This window comes from Aureisphaera sp., assembly GCF_059726885.1.
The window spans coordinates 2,982,480-2,999,210 of sequence record NZ_AP041051.1 but is presented as its reverse complement, the minus strand read 5'-3'; the positions used below and the strand labels follow the sequence as shown (position 1 = coordinate 2,999,210).

Annotated in this window: 16 protein-coding genes; 13 read left to right on the top strand and 3 right to left on the bottom strand. The window is 41.2% G+C overall.

Annotated elements, in window-relative coordinates; genetic code table 11:
• Positions 1 to 9 precede the first annotated feature (9 nt).
• From prfB to AC6JAD_RS13305, 9 genes are all read left to right on the top strand, one after another.
• A protein-coding gene (prfB, locus tag AC6JAD_RS13345; protein ID WP_461303703.1) for a peptide chain release factor 2 occupies positions 10 to 1,117 on the top strand; the annotation gives its coding sequence in 2 pieces (ribosomal slippage) (positions 10 to 72 and positions 74 to 1,117; 1,107 coding nt in all).
• 86 nt (positions 1,118 to 1,203) lie between these two features.
• Positions 1,204 to 2,289, top strand: coding sequence for an amidohydrolase family protein (locus AC6JAD_RS13340; protein ID WP_461303702.1), 1,086 nt, complete (start codon positions 1,204 to 1,206; stop codon positions 2,287 to 2,289).
• Positions 2,290 to 2,300: 11 nt separating this feature from the next.
• The gene (locus AC6JAD_RS13335) at positions 2,301 to 2,804 is read left to right on the top strand and encodes a cupin domain-containing protein (protein ID WP_461303701.1); all 504 of its coding nucleotides are present in this window, start codon (positions 2,301 to 2,303) and stop codon (positions 2,802 to 2,804) included.
• Positions 2,805 to 2,807: 3 nt separating this feature from the next.
• Complete coding sequence (locus tag AC6JAD_RS13330; RefSeq protein ID WP_461303700.1) at positions 2,808 to 3,425, top strand: HAD family hydrolase; 618 nt, start codon at positions 2,808 to 2,810, stop codon at positions 3,423 to 3,425.
• 17 nt (positions 3,426 to 3,442) lie between these two features.
• The gene (locus AC6JAD_RS13325) at positions 3,443 to 4,417 is read left to right on the top strand and encodes a carbohydrate kinase family protein (protein WP_461303699.1); all 975 of its coding nucleotides are present in this window, start codon (positions 3,443 to 3,445) and stop codon (positions 4,415 to 4,417) included.
• Positions 4,418 to 4,423: 6 nt separating this feature from the next.
• A complete protein-coding gene (locus AC6JAD_RS13320) occupies positions 4,424 to 4,900 on the top strand; it encodes a hypothetical protein (protein WP_461303698.1) in 477 nt (158 codons plus the stop codon).
• A gap of 4 nt (positions 4,901 to 4,904) precedes the next feature.
• Positions 4,905 to 5,519 (top strand): YceI family protein, encoded by a 615-nt coding sequence (locus tag AC6JAD_RS13315; protein WP_461303697.1) that lies wholly within the window; start codon positions 4,905 to 4,907, stop codon positions 5,517 to 5,519.
• On the top strand, positions 5,519 to 5,860 hold the full coding sequence (gene arsC / locus AC6JAD_RS13310; protein ID WP_461303696.1) for an arsenate reductase (glutaredoxin): 342 nt from the start codon (positions 5,519 to 5,521) through the stop codon (positions 5,858 to 5,860). Before AC6JAD_RS13315 ends, arsC begins: the two co-directional genes overlap by 1 nt.
• Positions 5,861 to 5,935: 75 nt before the next feature.
• The gene (locus AC6JAD_RS13305; protein ID WP_461303695.1) at positions 5,936 to 8,419 is read left to right on the top strand and encodes a TonB-dependent receptor; all 2,484 of its coding nucleotides are present in this window, start codon (positions 5,936 to 5,938) and stop codon (positions 8,417 to 8,419) included.
• A 53-nt stretch (positions 8,420 to 8,472) separates the two neighbouring features.
• Here AC6JAD_RS13305 and AC6JAD_RS13300 read toward each other — a convergent pair whose 3' ends face one another.
• Positions 8,473 to 8,796, bottom strand: coding sequence for a hypothetical protein (locus AC6JAD_RS13300; RefSeq protein ID WP_461303720.1), 324 nt, complete (start codon positions 8,794 to 8,796; stop codon positions 8,473 to 8,475).
• A gap of 22 nt (positions 8,797 to 8,818) precedes the next feature.
• Between AC6JAD_RS13300 and fumC the strand changes: the two genes are divergently transcribed.
• Both fumC and AC6JAD_RS13290 read left to right on the top strand, forming a co-directional pair.
• On the top strand, positions 8,819 to 10,213 hold the full coding sequence (fumC, locus tag AC6JAD_RS13295) for a class II fumarate hydratase (protein WP_461303694.1): 1,395 nt from the start codon (positions 8,819 to 8,821) through the stop codon (positions 10,211 to 10,213).
• A gap of 188 nt (positions 10,214 to 10,401) precedes the next feature.
• Positions 10,402 to 11,709 carry a 7TM diverse intracellular signaling domain-containing protein gene (locus tag AC6JAD_RS13290; protein WP_461303693.1) on the top strand — a complete coding sequence of 436 codons (1,308 nt, stop codon included), beginning with the start codon at positions 10,402 to 10,404 and terminating at the stop codon, positions 11,707 to 11,709.
• 63 nt (positions 11,710 to 11,772) lie between these two features.
• Here AC6JAD_RS13290 and AC6JAD_RS13285 read toward each other — a convergent pair whose 3' ends face one another.
• The gene (locus tag AC6JAD_RS13285; protein ID WP_461303692.1) at positions 11,773 to 14,931 is read right to left on the bottom strand and encodes a cytochrome c biogenesis protein; all 3,159 of its coding nucleotides are present in this window, start codon (positions 14,929 to 14,931) and stop codon (positions 11,773 to 11,775) included.
• A gap of 77 nt (positions 14,932 to 15,008) precedes the next feature.
• Positions 15,009 to 15,398, bottom strand: a complete 390-nt coding sequence (locus tag AC6JAD_RS13280; RefSeq protein WP_461303691.1) for a group III truncated hemoglobin — start codon at positions 15,396 to 15,398, stop codon at positions 15,009 to 15,011.
• Between the two features lie 60 nt (positions 15,399 to 15,458).
• Between AC6JAD_RS13280 and AC6JAD_RS13275 the strand changes: the two genes are divergently transcribed.
• The gene (locus AC6JAD_RS13275; protein ID WP_461303690.1) at positions 15,459 to 16,214 is read left to right on the top strand and encodes a Rossmann-like and DUF2520 domain-containing protein; all 756 of its coding nucleotides are present in this window, start codon (positions 15,459 to 15,461) and stop codon (positions 16,212 to 16,214) included.
• Positions 16,198 to 16,731, top strand: a complete 534-nt coding sequence (locus tag AC6JAD_RS13270) for a KdsC family phosphatase (RefSeq protein WP_461303689.1) — start codon at positions 16,198 to 16,200, stop codon at positions 16,729 to 16,731. Before AC6JAD_RS13275 ends, AC6JAD_RS13270 begins: the two co-directional genes overlap by 17 nt.

The following is a 16,731-nucleotide window of genomic DNA, read 5'->3' as shown; positions in this document are numbered from 1 at the left end:
TTCAATCACATGATAACAACCGATCATTTAAAAGATCTTAGAAATCGCCTGGATGCGTTAAGGAGGTATCTTTGACGTTGATGGCAAACGAATAGAAATAGCAAACGACGAAGAGAAAACCTTCGACCCCAACTTTTGGAACAATCCCCAAGAAGCAGAGGCTTTTATGCGCCAACTGCGCAACAAGAAAAAATGGGTCGAAGATTATGAAAAGGGAATCTCCCTTACCGATGATACCGAAGTGATGTATGAATTCTTCAAGGAAGATGAAGGGGATGCCGAAACCTTATCGGCCAGTTATGAATCGGCACTCGAAACCATAGAGGCATTAGAGTTCCGAAACATGCTTAGTGAGGAAGGTGATGATCTCTCGGCGGTTCTTCAAATTACAGCAGGTGCCGGAGGTACCGAAAGCTGCGATTGGGCACAGATGCTCATGCGTATGTACCTTATGTGGGCCGAAAAAGAAGGCTTCAAGGTAAAAGAACTGAATTTGCAGGATGGCGACGTCGCTGGTATAAAAACAGTGACATTGGAAATTGAAGGCGAATATGCCTTTGGTTGGCTAAAAGGCGAAAACGGGGTGCACCGATTGGTTCGTATCTCCCCTTTCGATAGCAATGCAAAACGCCATACCAGTTTTGTGAGTGTCTATGTCTATCCCATGGTAGATGATAGTATTGAAGTGGATATAAACCCAGCGGATATAGAAATTACGACCGCCCGATCCAGTGGTGCCGGAGGACAGAATGTAAATAAGGTGGAAACCAAGGTACAATTGTTTCACAAGCCCACGGGCATACAAATATCCTGTTCCAATTCCCGATCCCAACACGACAATAGGGCCACGGCCATGCAGATGTTGAAATCGCAATTGTACGAAATAGAATTGCGAAAACAACAGGAACAGCGTGCCGAAATTGAGGATAGCAAAATGGCTATTGAGTGGGGCTCACAGATTCGCAACTATGTGCTTCATCCTTACAAATTGGTAAAAGATGTGCGTACCGCTCACGAAACTGGAAATACGGATGCCGTTTTAAATGGCGATATCAACGAATTCCTGAAAGCCTACCTCATGATGACAGGACAAGAGGAAACCAGCAATGAACTATAATTAAGGTGCTATGTTAAACCTGTCCTAAATGACTTTTGCCACTGTTTAGGTCTTGTTACATTTAGAAACTAAACCTGAACCATTTCATGAGATCTCTATTCATTCTAACGCTCTTCTTTTTTGGGGGAGTTTCGACAATTGTTTCCCAAGATTTAACCTTCGAGGAATATAACCCCACCTCTACTTTGGTGGTCGAAGGAGTTCCTGTCCTTAAAGCCAAATACCCATTTATCGATATTCATGGGCATCAATATCAAATGGCCGATCAGGATTTAACACCAGTGGTGGCGGCCATGGATACACTAAACCTTCAAATCATGGTGAACCTTTCAGGCAGATCGGGAGACTATTTGGAAAGGTGTGTGGATAATATAAAGAGCAATTACCCCAATCGTTTTGTGGTTTTCGCCAATATCGATTTTGACGGTGTGGGAAGCGAGGGCTGGACCGAACGTGCGGTAAAACAATTGGAAGTAGATTGCAATAACGGCGCCCGAGGATTGAAGATATACAAAAGCCTTGGATTGCGCTATAAAGATACCAATGGTAACAGGGTGGCCGTAGACGATCCAAGGTTGGATCCCATTTGGGCCAAATGTGGTGAATTGGGAATTCCTGTATTGATCCACACCGCGGACCCTAAACCATTTTGGGATGAATTTGATGGTGACAACGAACGATGGCTAGAGCTGAAACTGCGCCCTAGGAGAAAACGTGGTGCAAACAATCCGGCTCCATGGGAGCAGCTTATTGCAGAGCAACACAATATGTTCAGGAAACACCCGAATACTACCTTCATAAATGCACATATGGGCTGGTATGCCAATGACCTAGGCACCCTTGGCACGTTATTGGATGAAATTCCTAATATGTATGTGGGGATTGGTGCCATTATCGCAGAATTGGGGCGGCAACCTAGAGCGGCCAAGAATTTCTTTATAAAATATCAGGATCGCATCCTTTTTGGCAAGGACAGTTGGAAACCCGAAGAGTTCCCCACCTATTTCCGTGTATTGGAAAGTGACGATGAGTACTTTCCTTATCATAAAAAATATCATGCATTTTGGGCCATGTATGGACTTGACTTACCAGATGAAGTACTTAAGAAAGTTTACTACCAAAATGCGCTTAAGATAGTCCCAGGATTGGATAGAAGTTTGTTTCCAAACTAGTATCTTCGAATATGAATTCGACACAAACTATCATTGATACCCTTCAACTTCAACCACATCCCGAAGGAGGTTATTTCAAGGAAACCTACCGCAACCCTAACACCATTCCTGTATCTGAGTTAGGAAATGAATATTCTGGCGAAAGAAACTATGCCACGAGCATTTATTTTCTGTTAACACAAGGCAATTTTTCTGCCTTTCACAAAATCGTTCAGGACGAGCAATGGCATTTTTATGACGGAGCGACCTTATGGCTCCATATTATTTCTCCTGAAGGGGATTATCAAAAAATATGCATAGGTAAAGATCTTGTAAAGGGTGAAGTACCACAGTATACAGTTCCTGGAGGGTATTGGTTTGGTGCCGAAGTAAGTGAGGGCGGTGCATTTTCACTTGTGGGCTGCACTGTGGCACCGGGATTCGATTTTAGTGATTTCCAAATGCCATCACAGAAAGTGCTATTGAATACGTTTCCCGAACATAAAGAGATCATACAAAAACTAACACGCTTATAATACATGAAAGGAATTACCACTGTTATTTTCGATTTGGGAGGAGTACTGATCGATTGGAGCCCGGAATACGTTTTTTTGAAGGAATTCAGGGGGAACCGAGCCAAAATGGACTGGTTCCTGAATCATATTTGCGCGTGGGACTGGAACGTGAATCAAGACGCAGGTTATCCCTTGGCCAAAGCAACCGAGGACCGTATCGCACTATTCCCCGAATACAAGGAGCTAATTGAAATGTATTATGGCCGCTGGGAAGAAATGCTAGGTTACGCTCATGAGGACACCTTGGCAATTTTGAAAAGCCTAACAGAGAATCCAAAATATCGAGTATATGCACTTACCAATTGGAGCGGTGAAACCTGGCCCAAAGCGATCGAAAAATTTCCCTGGCTGGATTGGTTCGAGGGTATCTTGGTAAGTGGCGATGAAGGCATGCGCAAACCCTTTCCCGAAATTTACGAACTCATCCTTTCCCGTTACCAAATAAATCGCGAAGAATCTGTCTTTATAGATGACAGTATGAAGAATATAGAAGGCTGCGAAGCCGTCGGAATTAAAGGAATACATTTCACCTCTGCAGATACCCTAGCTGTTCGTCTAAGAGAGTTGGGAGTTATGCTATAATTTGTGTACTTTTCGGAATGAATCATAAAGTAGCTGTGTTAGGTCCCATTCCAAGGGATTATATCATTACCCACCATAAGGAAGTTATTCAGAAATACGGCTGTGCCACACATACTGCCATTGCCCTTTCCAATTTAATGGAGGACCATGACGAAATCATACCCATTACCCATGTGCGTAAAAAAGATTCAGAAGGTATCATTTCCCTTTTTGAACCTTATACCAATATAAAAACCCATGCGATTTCTTCTGAGGCAGATCAAGGGGATGTGATCCGTTTGAAATTTAAGGATCAGAACAACCGTAAGGAAACCCAAACCGCCTTTATGAAGCCCATAGGTCCAGATGATGTAAAAGACTATCTAGACTGTGAAGTTTTTGTATGTGTACCCGTCACCGATTTTGAAGTTCCACTGGAAACACTTCGTTATATCAAAGAAAACTCGAATGCCAGTATTGTTTTTGATGCCCACGGCCCTACCACTGCCTTGACAGTAAAAGGCAAACGGGTAACCAAGTTTTGGGTAGATCGCGATTTGTGGCTTCCTTATATCGATGTCCTTAAAATGAATTTGGAAGAAGCCAATTGTAGTTGGTTTCAGAATGAATATGCCTTGAAGGACCTTAAGGAAAATGAAGAAATCGAAGAATCTGAACTTCCCAACTTTGCCAAGCACTGTCTAGAACATGGACTAAAGGCACTGTATGTTACCCTGGACTCCAGAGGGGTTATGGTCTATACATTGCAGAACGGGGAACTTAAAGAAGACTTTGTGCCTTCTGTACCCGTATCGCATGTGGTAGACACTACAGGTTGTGGCGATTCATTTGCTGGCGGTATTGCCTTTAGCCTTATGAAAGACCCCAACGATCATATAAAAGCTGCCCGTTACGGAAATGCCATGGGAGCCCAAAGAACCCAAGGGAAGACCTTCGATGTGTTTAAATCCCTAGAGGAAACCGATAGAATTATTGCCAATACGTATAAGTAGTCCAATTTGAAAGCCGCCAGCGTTGCCCAGTTAAAAAAAGAATTAAAATTCCGATCCTCAGATGAACTGGAAGCCCTGTGCTTGCGATTAGCGCGCTTTAAAAAAGAAAACAAGGAACTACTCACCTACCTCCTGTTCGAAAGTGAGGATGAAGCTGGATATGTGGATTCGGTTAAAGAGCACATAGATGAAGGTTTTACGCAGATAAACACCAGCAGTTTTTATTATGTAAAGAAAAGCATCCGTAAAATACTTCGGGAAACCAAAAAATACGTTCGCTATTCGCACCATACGGAAACGGAAATAGAATTGCTCCTGTACTTCTGCGGTAAACTGAGGTCATTCTCTCCTTCCATCAAACAGAGTAGGACCATGATGAACTTGTACGAACGCCAATTGCTCCTAATCGAAAAAAAAATGTTGAGTCTTCATGAAGACCTCCAATACGATTACCACAAGGAATTGGACCATTTAAAAAAGTAAGATCATGAAACTACCCGTTATCAAATCCTTTGTTCTTCTAGTTATATTGTGTATCACCTGGCAAGGTGTAAGTCAAGAGCAAGGAATAAAACAACTCGCTGTAGAGTCGAATCACTCTACCCTCCTATTCTCAGTACCTATTTCGAATGGAATTACCCGGATAACGGGAAAATTCAATACGTACGATGTGGCGCTCGATCTCAATGAACAGGATTTTACACAATCTTCCTTGGTGGTTACCATTGACGTAAACAGTATTGATACGGGCATACCAGCACGGGATGAGCATTTATTGACGGCCGATTTTTTTGATGCAGAGAACTTCCCCGAAATCACCTTCGTAAGTGAACGTATTGCCATAAAAGACAATGGTTACGAAGTACACGGAAAATTTACAATGAGAGGAATTACCAAACCCTTAACCATACCTCTCCATAAAACGGGTCAGGACGGCAAGAATACATATGGCTTTTCGTCTAGGTTGGCCATAGATCGAACAGGGTACGGCGTGGGTGCTTCATTTCAGCACGATTCCATGGATAACTTTCTGGGAGAATTGATTCAGGTAGAAATCGACTTTTGGACGAAAAAGAGAAAATCAACAAAGAGTAAAGAATAATGACAAAGATATATCACAATCCCCGATGCCGAAAATCAAGGGAAACCCTTCAACTATTGGAAAGCAAGGGAGAGAAAATTGAAATCATTTTATATTTGGAGGACACACCTTCTGAAAAAGAACTTTCAAGCATCATTAAACAATTGGGAATAGCCCCTATAGAACTCGTTCGGAAGAATGAGGCCGTCTGGAAAGAACAATTCAAAGGCAAGGAATTGTCTGATTCCCAGATCATTTCGATCATGATAGAACACCCCAAACTCATTGAAAGACCCATTGTTCTAAAAAACGGTAAAGCAGTATTGGGCCGCCCACCAGAAAACGTTTTAAATATCCTTTAAAAAGTTTAACAAAAGCTTGGCATTTTAAGGATAAACCCCGTGCTATTTTCGTGGTCTAAGAACGAAAAACCACCGATGAAATATATTACTGTTTGTGTATTGCTCCTTTGTACAACCATGGTTTTCGGTCAGCGAGGACAAGGCAATGGAGGAAGCACCACCCCTGTAACGATTTATGGGAATGTCTTGGACAGGGATTCCCAGAACCCTTTAGAATTTGCAACCATCGCCGTTGTAAATAAAAATGGTGAGGTTGTCTCAGGAACGATCACCGATGCCAAAGGAAAATACACCATGGAAGTGCCATCCGGTGTCTATTCCATTAGGTTCGAGTTTATTTCCTACAAGACGGAAACCCTGCAAAACCAGCGAATTTTTCAATCTACCAAGCTCCCCAATATTCTCATGTCATTGGATACTGAAAGTTTGGATGAGGTTGTGGTACGGGCCGAAACTACAGAGGTACAGATTCGTCTAGATAAGAAAGTATATACCATCGGTAAAGATCTTACAACCAGTGGTGCTACGGTTAGTGACGCGCTGGACAATGTGCCTTCCGTTACGGTAGACGTGGATGGGACCATTGCATTAAGGGGAAATGAAAATGTACGAATCCTGATCAATGGAAGACCTTCTGCCATTGCTGGATTTGGATCTACAGATGCACTACGCCAATTACCGGCAGAAGCCATTGAAAGGGTTGAAGTGATTACCTCCCCATCCGCACGTTATGATGCAGAGGGAACGGCTGGGATATTAAATATTATTCTGAGAAAGGAAAAAACCCTGGGTTTAAACGGATCCATTCAAACCAGTTTTGCCTATCCATTGGGTAGTAGTGCTACGGGAAATATAAATGTACGTACCGACAAGTTCAATATATTCAATACCACAGGGGTTCGGTATCGTGACTTACCCGGAAATGCCAATTTCGAAAACAGGTATTTCAACGATGCCATTAATCCACTGGTTATAGAAGATCGAGTGTTCGATCGTACCAGAAAAGGATTCAATACCAATCTAGGGATCGAATATTTTTTAACCAAAACATCATCCATTACAGCATCTGCCTTTTATCGCTTAGGGGACAATGAAAGTACCACTACAAATATTACGGATGAGTTTGACCCAACTGAGGTACTTGCTATTTCAAGGGATCGAATTGAATTGGAAGAGGAAGAGGACGATAACTTTCAGTTGTCCTTAAACTATGTAAATGACTTTAATCCCAACGGACATAGACTTACCGTCGATCTTCAATATGAAACAGGTGATGAGACCGAAAAATCATTAATTGAAGAAAGTAATACTTTTCCAACCCTCGAAATATTGCCCTCAGAGAATATTGTTCAGGTTCAAGACGAATCGGAATACCTTGTACAAGCAGATTACGTGCTGCCCATTGGAGAAAATGCACAATTTGAAGCGGGATACAGAGGTCGATTCGAGAATACGCTTACGGATTATCTGCTAGAAGAGCAACTAACGACCGGTGGCCCCTTTGTGAGAAATGACAGTTTAAGTAACGTGTTCGATTTTACCCAAAATGTGCAGGCCCTATATTCACAATATGGAAATAAATTCGGCAAGTTTTCCTTCCTTTTAGGATTGCGTATGGAATCCACGGTGCTGAAAGGTGAAGTAACCGGAGAGGATGTGACGACCAATGACGATTTCAATATTAATTTTGATAAGGATTTCATAGGACTTTTTCCTACCCTGAATTTGGTGTATGAAATTGGAGAACGGGAAAATGTGAATTTTGGGTATAACAGAAGAATCAACCGACCACGGTTTTGGTTCTTGAACCCCTTCCCTTCACGATCGAGTGAGGCCAACGTATTTCAAGGAAACCCTGGATTGGACCCGGCGTATTCCAGTGCTTTCGACTTGGGATATTTAAGGCGTTGGGGACGAAAACTTACCCTAACGGCCTCTGTTTATTATCAGTATGAAACAGATGCTTTTGAGCGGGTTCAGGAAGATACTGGGCAATTTACTCCCAACGGCATACCTATTATTCGAACCATACCCATCAATCTTTCTACCAACCAAAGGTTTGGTGGTGAGGCCGCCATTCTGTACAATCCTTTAAAATGGCTTCGATTTAATGGAAGTTTCAATTTTTTCCGTTTCGAAACCGAAGGAAGTTTTAATGGTGTAGACTACGGAACCGAAAATACAAGTTGGTTTGCCCGTGGTAGCGCTAAAGTGACGTTACCCGCAAAAATAGACTGGCAGACGAATGCATTTTACAGGGGACCAAGAAATAATGCGCAAACGGAAACCGAAGGAATACTTTCCATTAGTCTTGCATTCAGTAAAGATATCATTAATGACAACGCTACCATTGGTTTCAACGTAAGTGATTTATTCAATTCAAGAAAGCGGATGTCCTTTACGGAAACCACAAACTTTACCAGTGATAGTGAGTTTCAGTGGCGTGAAAGACAATTTAACTTAGCCTTTACGTATAGATTCAACCAAAAGAAACAACGACAACGCGGTGGTCGTGGTGGTGGTGATTTCGATGGTGAAGGTTTTGAAGGGAAGCCATAAAAAAAGGAGAACCCATTTGGGATCTCCTTCTTATTTTATTATTGACGGGGGACTTAGTTCCCTTCTTGTGCTTTTCTTTTTGCTTCGCGCTTTAGCTTCATGTTCTCGATCAATGCACCTCCTATCCAATAAGGGATAAAGGAAATTAGGAAAATCATTAACCAAAACCCGATGGTTAATATGGTCAAGAAAGCTAGAAATCCTAAATATTGCTGAAAATCGAACATGATCTGTTTGTTTTGTTTTTGCAAAGATAAAATGAAAAAATCAATCTTAAAACATCTCTTTGCAAAAACTACATAAGTTATGAACAGAAAACTCCAGTAATCTATGTCATTCTTACTTCCATCTTCCCTGTTAAAATCGTAATTTTGCATCGTATTTCAGAAACCAATATATATGAGCTACCGGATAGAAAAGGATACAATGGGCGAGGTACAAGTGCCTGCCGATAAACTTTGGGGTGCACAGACACAGCGCTCCAGAAACAATTTTAAAATTGGAGCACCTGCCTCTATGCCTTTAGAAGTGGTCTATGGGTTTGCATACCTAAAAAAGGCGGCAGCATACACTAATTGCGAATTGGGTGTTCTTGCAGAAGAAAAAAGAGATTTGATTGGTGCGGTTTGCGATGAAATCCTTGCGGGAAAACACGATGATCAGTTCCCCTTGGTCATATGGCAAACAGGAAGCGGAACACAGAGTAACATGAATGTGAATGAAGTAATTGCCAACAGAGCTCATCAATTGGCTGGAAAAGTTATTGGAGAGGGTGATAAAACATTGCAACCCAATGACGATGTGAATAAATCACAATCTTCTAATGACACCTTCCCTACCGGAATGCATATCGCTGCTTACAAGAAGATTGTAGAGGTAACCATACCAGGGGTAAAACAACTGCACAGCACATTGGTTGCAAAGTCCAAGGAGTTTAGGAAGTGCGTGAAAATTGGAAGAACGCACCTTATGGATGCTACTCCACTTACCCTAGGACAAGAATTTGGCGGGTATGCCTCTCAGCTGGATCATGGTATTCGTGCTTTGGAGAATACACTTGCTCACTTAAGTGAATTGGCACTGGGAGGAACTGCAGTAGGAACTGGCATCAATACCCCTGAAGGCTACGCACCAAAAGTAGCGCAGTATATTGCCCAGTTTACGGAACTTCCTTTTGTGAGTGCCGAAAATAAGTTCGAAGCTTTGGCTGCACATGACGCCATTGTAGAATCACACGGTGCATTGAAACAACTCGCTGTATCATTGAACAAAATAGCAAATGACATTAGAATGTTAGCCAGTGGACCTCGAAGTGGAATTGGCGAGATTATTATTCCAGCCAATGAGCCAGGGTCTTCCATTATGCCCGGAAAGGTAAACCCGACCCAATGTGAAGCACTTACCATGGTATGTGCACAAGTAATGGGGAACGATGTTGCCATAAGTGTCGGTGGCATGCAGGGTCATTACGAACTAAACGTATTTAAGCCAGTCATGGCGGCCAATATTCTTCAATCAGCCCAGCTTATCGGGGATGCCTGTGTATCTTTTGACGTAAACTGTGCTCAAGGAATTGAACCTAATCATGAAGTAATTAAGAAATTATTGGACAACTCCTTGATGTTGGTAACTGCTTTGAATACAAAAATTGGATACTACAAGGCGGCCGAAATCGCAAATACCGCACATAAAAATGGTACTACCCTTAAGGAAGAAGCTATAAATTTAGGGTACCTAACGGCGGAGGAATTCGATGCCTGGGTAAAACCGGAAGATATGGTGGGTGAACTGTAGATTCATCCCTAAATACATCATTGAAAAAAGGACCGTCCAATGACGGTCTTTTTCTTTTTTAATGCCAAATTTCCATTTTCAAGTTAATTGCACTAATGATTGTATTTTATCGATAAAGTGCATAAAAATTAGTTGAAATGTAAAAAATATGTATATTGGAGAACCCAAATTTATAAAGCCTACTTATTATGAGGTCAGTTTTATTACTCCTTTTTCTAACCATATCTACGCTTACTTTTGCGAAAAAGAAGGTATATACCACCAAGGTAAATACAGAAGTCGTAACAGCGAAAAGTATTGAAAATACTATACGCACGACTGATATGGGTAGCGAATTCAATGGGTTAAATGCCCCTCAAATTAATCAAAGTATTTTGAGTCCGGAAAATGGTTTTTACTACTTCAGTAACTCGTTTGCCCCTTCGGATCATTTTTTTGGTTTTTCAGAATTTTCCTACAAAATTGAAGCTTCCGGATCTGGAAGTCCTACAAGTATTGTTCAAGAAAAAATTTCTGAAAGTTCAACTTCAATGGCAAGCGGGCATACCCTATTTAGACAAGGAATGTACTATGGTTTTACACTTATGTTAGTACTACTTAACTTGGTGTGCTTCTTTCTATTTGAAGAGAAAACCTATCTGTTCTATGCTGCGGCATTAGGTTCCATGTCAGTGTTATTATTTAATAGTGATGGGTTATTTTCTGTCTTGGGAATACATGTAACTCCCAACAATGTCAATTTGGAGTCAATTTTACTGCTGGTCGCCACGGTATTAGGTGTCCTTTTTGCCGATAAATATTTAACCTTAAAAGAATTTGCACCCAAAATAAAGTATTATGCTATTGCCTTAATGGCCGTATCTGGATTGCTTACCATATTTGCCCTAGCTACAGGAAACGAAGTCTTTAACCAGGTGGCGAATGCAGTTTTATTTGGAATTATGGGGATGTATTTCTTTACAGGTGTTTATCTCTTTAGTAAGAAGAATTACGCCAAATTCTTTGTCATTGCCTCTTTTATCCCCTTGCTGTTCTCGGTAGACTTCTTTGTATTGTCCCCTATGGGAATCGAGTTCCTATCTACCCAGACGATGCACATAAAGGCGTCCGCTATAGCAGAAATGTTGATTCTTACGTATGCAATAATGTATCGCATGCAATCCATTAAGGAAGAAAATGAACTGCGTCAAGCGGAAATGAGGATATTCTTAAAACGACAGGAAGCATTATCTACCCGCAAAAAAACGGAAAAGATCGTCGAGGATGTGTATTTGGAAAACCTTATTATGCATTATGATCTGGACGGATTGGAAATAAAACTATTACAATATATTTCGGAAGGCAAAACCAACACGAAAATTGCACGCAAGTTAAAAACTACCGAATATGATGTAGAAGAGCTAACCAAAGATTTGTACGAGAAACTTGAAATAAGTGAACAGATACAACAGGATTATAGGATGGTTGATGCACAACCAGACTATATCTACAATTAAAGAACAAATAGTCCCCCGACCAACGTTTGTTTAATTTTATGGCGAAAGGATAATGCAGCTGCATTATCCTTTTTTTATGACATAGTACTTTTTGTATTGAAAATAAGACGCTATACTCAATAATATAAAGAAGGTAAGTATATAAAACACAAAACTAGGTGTTACAGGCACATCACCACTTGCATACGAATGCAATCCTGTAAGGTAGAAATTAACCCCAAAATAAGTCATCATAATTGAGGCATAGGCGAAAATAGCCATTACGTTGAACAACCATCTCCCACGTAAACCTGGCACCAATCTGGCGTGTATTACAAAAGCATATATCATAATACTAATAAGTGCCCAAGTTTCCTTAGGGTCCCAGCCCCAGTAACGACCCCAACTTTCGTTGGCCCATTGCCCACCCAAGAAGTTCCCAATGGTCAGCATTACCAATCCGACGGTCAGTGCCATTTCAGTGATTATTGTAATCTCTTTTATGTTTAGGTCCATTTTTACCTTATTCTTTTTATTGGTAAGAAGCATTAAGAGTAATGCCACCGCACCAAGGATCATTCCTAACGTAAAAGGACCATAACTGGCCACAATTACAGCCACATGTATCATGAGCCAGTAGCTATCCAAAACGGGTTGCAAATTGCCTATGGCAGGGTCTACCCAACTCATATGTGCTACCCATAGTAACATAGAAGCTACAAAGGCAGTAGCCGATATCGTAAGATTGCTTTTACGGCCAAATGCCAGTCCAAAGAACATGGTTGCCCAACTCACGTAAATGATGCTTTCATAGGCATCGCTCCAAGGTGCATGGCCACTAATGTACCATCGCATCACCAAGCCACCGATCATAAGTACAAATAGAATCCAAATGCACACTTTACAAATTTGAATGGCCCATTGCAGGACTTTATTATCCTGAAATATTTGAGCTATGATAAAGATGAACATGAACACCCCAAACATCATAAAATAATGAAAGAGCCTATTGAAAAGGTCGATCTTATTATAAAGCACTTCCATTTCAACCTTCTCCTCAGAAAGCATTACCTCGCTTCCATGCCTTTTTTGGAAATTGGTAATACTTTCCAAAAATTCATTTGCCTTGGTATAATCACCATCTGCCCTCGCCTTCTTAACACTGTCAAAATACAATGGCAGGATGTTGCGGGCATACAGGGAATCCATTCCCGTAAAACGATATTCCTGCAGCTCTGGAAAAGAAACCCATTTGTTGTTTTCATCGCCAGGTACCGGGAATACTTTTAAAATACTTCCGCTTAACGCCTGACTTAATAAGGAAGACTTCTCATAGAGTTTTATAAAGTCTTTTTCGAACTGGTTAGGATTGGTTTTTGAAGAAGCCTTTTCTAAATAGGGCCCCAATTTATTGTTGCCCTTTTCATCGAAGAGATCCAGTAAGGAGGCTTTTTTCGTTTCCTTAGATACACCGATCACTTTCTTAATACTGTCATTTCTCCAATCTAGCTTAATGACGGGGGTTTCATACCAAACAAGCCTTAACTCTGTCATGGATAGAAAGACCTGGTTCGCATCCAAACCATTAAACTCATCCTTCCCACTTACCTTTCGCAGCAATTCGCTGGCAAAGGTGTTTAGGGGTTTCATCCTTCCATTGTCCTGAATAACCAAGTTTCCAAACTTCGCGGCATGCTCCTTAGAAACTGCATTTGCTTGGATAATTGAATCGATCTGCGCATTGGTGGCACGCATGGAGTGTCCATCCTGCCCATTCATGGCAAACGCACCTAACAAAAGTACAATCGTGGTAAGCTTGGCTTTCTTGTCCTTCACTTTGTCCAACATCTTTTTTAGATCGGCAAAGCGGGTTCTTCTATCAAATAAAATAGCCATAAGGCCAATGTACAATAGGAAGTAACCGATATAGGTAATCCAGGTACCCCAGAAGTCTTTATTTACAGAAAGTACTGTTCCTTTTTCATCCGGACTGAAAGAGGCTTGAAAGAATCGATATCCTTTATGATCCAGAACGTGGTTCATGAAAATGTCATAATCGAAATAATCCTGTTCTGTATTGTTTACGGTTACCTTACTCCGAAAAGCAGCATATACCTTCTCCGTTCCAGGTTGTTTGTCTGCGATAAAATCATTTAAGGTAATACTAAAAGGGAGCTCATATTTTTTGGAACCATAGGTTAGATAGACTTTCAAACCGCCTACATCTATACTGCGTGGATCTGGAGCTTGGAACTTCCCGCCCATTAAATCTATCTCCTTACTTTCACCATTGGAAGAAACCTCTAGTACCAAAGCATCCACACCTGTTTCATTTTCGGACTTTACAGCTCTGTATGTACCAGTACTTACTGGTTCTGGTAATACAAAAGCCATACTGGCCATCTGATAGAGGGATCGAAGGTTAAGTGGCTGGACACTGTCTGCTACCACCTCCCCTTGAAAACGATCCGCCATGCGCATAAAACTTCCTTCGAAAGGACTTTCAATGGTATAATCGCCCGATTCCGTGATATTAATATTTATAGCACCAGGCGTATCCTTATTCACCGCAAATAGTACGTTGTGAATATTCATCACCTCTCCTACCTTAATCCAATGATCATGGCGGTTACCATCGCCCGCCTCTACAATCTTGAGGTATTCTTCACCGTCTTCAGAAGCCACCAGTCCTTCTTCTGCGTTAGAAATGAAGTCTTTATATCGTATAGTTATGGGTTGCTGGTTGTAATCGGTTTCAACTACAAAGTCGTTGTTCAGTCGTTCACTTAAGCGCAATTCCTTCAAAGGAATTTGCCTCCTTTGAGGAACCCCATCAATCTTGTAATCCCCATCGATAAAGACATCTAAGTAGGTTTTTTCAGAAAGAAAACTACTTTCGGTCGCTCCTTCCCGAATAAGCATACTACCCTCATAACCTATATAACGGGTCACAAAAGCACCTATAATGATAAGAATGAAAGATAAATGCAGGAGAAGCGTCGCCCATTTTTCCTTGCGGTGCAATCGAAACCGAAAAATATTTCCGACAAAATTGATTACAAAAAACACCATAATCGCCTCGAACCACCAGGCGTTGAAAATCCATTCCCTAGCATAATTTGAGGGTGGGCGTTCGTAGGATGCATCTAGAAATGTCCCCACAGCCATGGCGATGGCAAAGATCAAAAATAAGATAGCGGTAAGTCGGGTGGAGAAAAGAAGGCTTGCAAGTTTCTTTTGCATCTGAAATTTTTGTGCAAATTTACGGATTTGAGTTCACAATAACTACATCCGTAGCTGTTAAGGTAATTCTAATAATTTCAAGAAGTCTTGGCCCTGGCTTCGAAAATCTTTAGGTGAATGAAAGTTCCCATATTCCTTGCCCTATTTTTCGCAATAGTTGCTACTTCGCCTTCGAACAATTCATCAATGGTCTGAAACCATAGATTTAACCAAACCCCAAAATGCATTTCATTAATAGAATGGTTATTGGCCACATCTACCTCAATATGCTTTTGCATTGGATCACCTTTATATTTTTTTTCAAAAAAAAGATTGGTCTGCCAAAAATCGGTCAATCGCTCAAAATGCGTTTCCCAATCCTCTATTGCTGAATTGAAAATGGGTCCCAACAAGTCATCTTTTCGCACTTTTCCATAAAAAGTCCGAACCAAAAGCAGTACATCTTCCCTTTCTTTGATTTCCTTCATAGAAGTACTAAATTAAGAATAATTAATGGGGTATTCACTTAAAAATTCTACCTTCGTTATATGATTTCCGTAGTAATTATCGGTTTTGGAAATGTGGGCCTCCACCTGTATCATGCTTTCGATGCTTCTAGCCATGTACAAGTGGTTCAAATTGCCAGTAGAAGTACAATCTCAAACTTGGAGGGCACACCTACTACCACAGATTTACAAGGGTTGAAAGAGGCCGACCTATACATAATTTCGGCTCCCGATGATGCCATTGAAGCCATATCGGAGCAGCTTGATTTCACTAACCGATTAGTGGTTCACACATCGGGCAGTGTCTCTATGGAAACATTATCGGAAAAGAACCGTAAAGGGGTGTTCTATCCACTTCAAACCTTTTCCCAAGACAGGGCAGTAGATTTTAAGGAAATACCTATTTGCATCGAAGCGGATTACGAAGAAGATTACGCGCTTCTCAGTTCGCTGGCCCGGCACATTTCGGAAAAAGTAGAACGGGTTACTTCAGAAAAACGCACTCAGCTACATTTGGCTGCCGTTTTTGCGAATAACTTCACCAATCATTTATATCACCTTTCCGATGAATACCTTAAAAAGCATAATATTAGCTTCGATCTATTAAAGCCACTTATCAAGGAAACCGCCATGAAAGTGCAAACACTCTCCCCTTCCGAAGCGCAAACAGGTCCAGCCAAAAGAAAGGATCGCAAGACCATTTCCAAACACTTGGGCCTTTTGGAACAAAGGGAGTATCGAAGAATATACAGATCGCTAACCAAATCCATTTCTAAAACACATGGAAAAAAGTTATAAAGAGTATTTACAGCACATTACCACTTTTATTTTCGATGTAGACGGAGTCCTGACCGATGGGTCTATTCTCATAAATACAGAAGGGGAGCTTTTCCGAAGCATGAACGTAAAGGATGGATTTGCCCTCAAGACCGCAGTAGATCACAACTATAATATTTGTGCTATCAGCGGAGGAACCAATGAAGGCGTGCGAAAGCGTTTAGAAGGGTTGGGAATAAAAGACATTCATTTAGGTGCAAAGCACAAAATAGAATTACTCCAGAATTACTTTTCGAAAAACAATATTAAATCCGAAAATGTAATTTATATGGGCGACGATATTCCGGACCTGGAAGCCATGAAAATGGTGGGTCTTCCCTGTTGTCCCCAAGATGCAGTTCCTGAAATAAAAGCAGTCTGCAAGTATATTTCGCATAAAAAAGGAGGAAAGGGCGCTGTACGCGATGTAGTAGAACAGGTGCTCAAGGTGCAGGGAAACTGGATTAGTAACGGTAGTGCCAGTGCCCGATACGACTAG

Excerpts from the sequence above, each read along its gene's own strand:
- AC6JAD_RS13335 (WP_461303701.1), top strand. The coding sequence starts at position 2,301 with ATGAATTCGACACAAACTATCATTGATACCCTTCAACTTCAACCACAT.
- AC6JAD_RS13315 (WP_461303697.1), top strand. The coding sequence starts at position 4,905 with ATGAAACTACCCGTTATCAAATCCTTTGTTCTTCTAGTTATATTGTGT.
- AC6JAD_RS13300 (WP_461303720.1), bottom strand. The coding sequence starts at position 8,796 with ATGCAAAATTACGATTTTAACAGGGAAGATGGAAGTAAGAATGACATA.
- AC6JAD_RS13325 (WP_461303699.1), top strand. The coding sequence starts at position 3,443 with ATGAATCATAAAGTAGCTGTGTTAGGTCCCATTCCAAGGGATTATATC.
- AC6JAD_RS13270 (WP_461303689.1), top strand. The coding sequence starts at position 16,198 with ATGGAAAAAAGTTATAAAGAGTATTTACAGCACATTACCACTTTTATT.
- AC6JAD_RS13290 (WP_461303693.1), top strand. The coding sequence starts at position 10,402 with ATGAGGTCAGTTTTATTACTCCTTTTTCTAACCATATCTACGCTTACT.
- AC6JAD_RS13280 (WP_461303691.1), bottom strand. The coding sequence starts at position 15,398 with ATGAAGGAAATCAAAGAAAGGGAAGATGTACTGCTTTTGGTTCGGACT.
- arsC (WP_461303696.1), top strand. The coding sequence starts at position 5,519 with ATGACAAAGATATATCACAATCCCCGATGCCGAAAATCAAGGGAAACC.
- AC6JAD_RS13305 (WP_461303695.1), top strand. The coding sequence starts at position 5,936 with ATGAAATATATTACTGTTTGTGTATTGCTCCTTTGTACAACCATGGTT.
- AC6JAD_RS13330 (WP_461303700.1), top strand. The coding sequence starts at position 2,808 with ATGAAAGGAATTACCACTGTTATTTTCGATTTGGGAGGAGTACTGATC.
- AC6JAD_RS13285 (WP_461303692.1), bottom strand. The coding sequence starts at position 14,931 with ATGCAAAAGAAACTTGCAAGCCTTCTTTTCTCCACCCGACTTACCGCT.
- fumC (WP_461303694.1), top strand. The coding sequence starts at position 8,819 with ATGAGCTACCGGATAGAAAAGGATACAATGGGCGAGGTACAAGTGCCT.
- AC6JAD_RS13340 (WP_461303702.1), top strand. The coding sequence starts at position 1,204 with ATGAGATCTCTATTCATTCTAACGCTCTTCTTTTTTGGGGGAGTTTCG.
- AC6JAD_RS13275 (WP_461303690.1), top strand. The coding sequence starts at position 15,459 with ATGATTTCCGTAGTAATTATCGGTTTTGGAAATGTGGGCCTCCACCTG.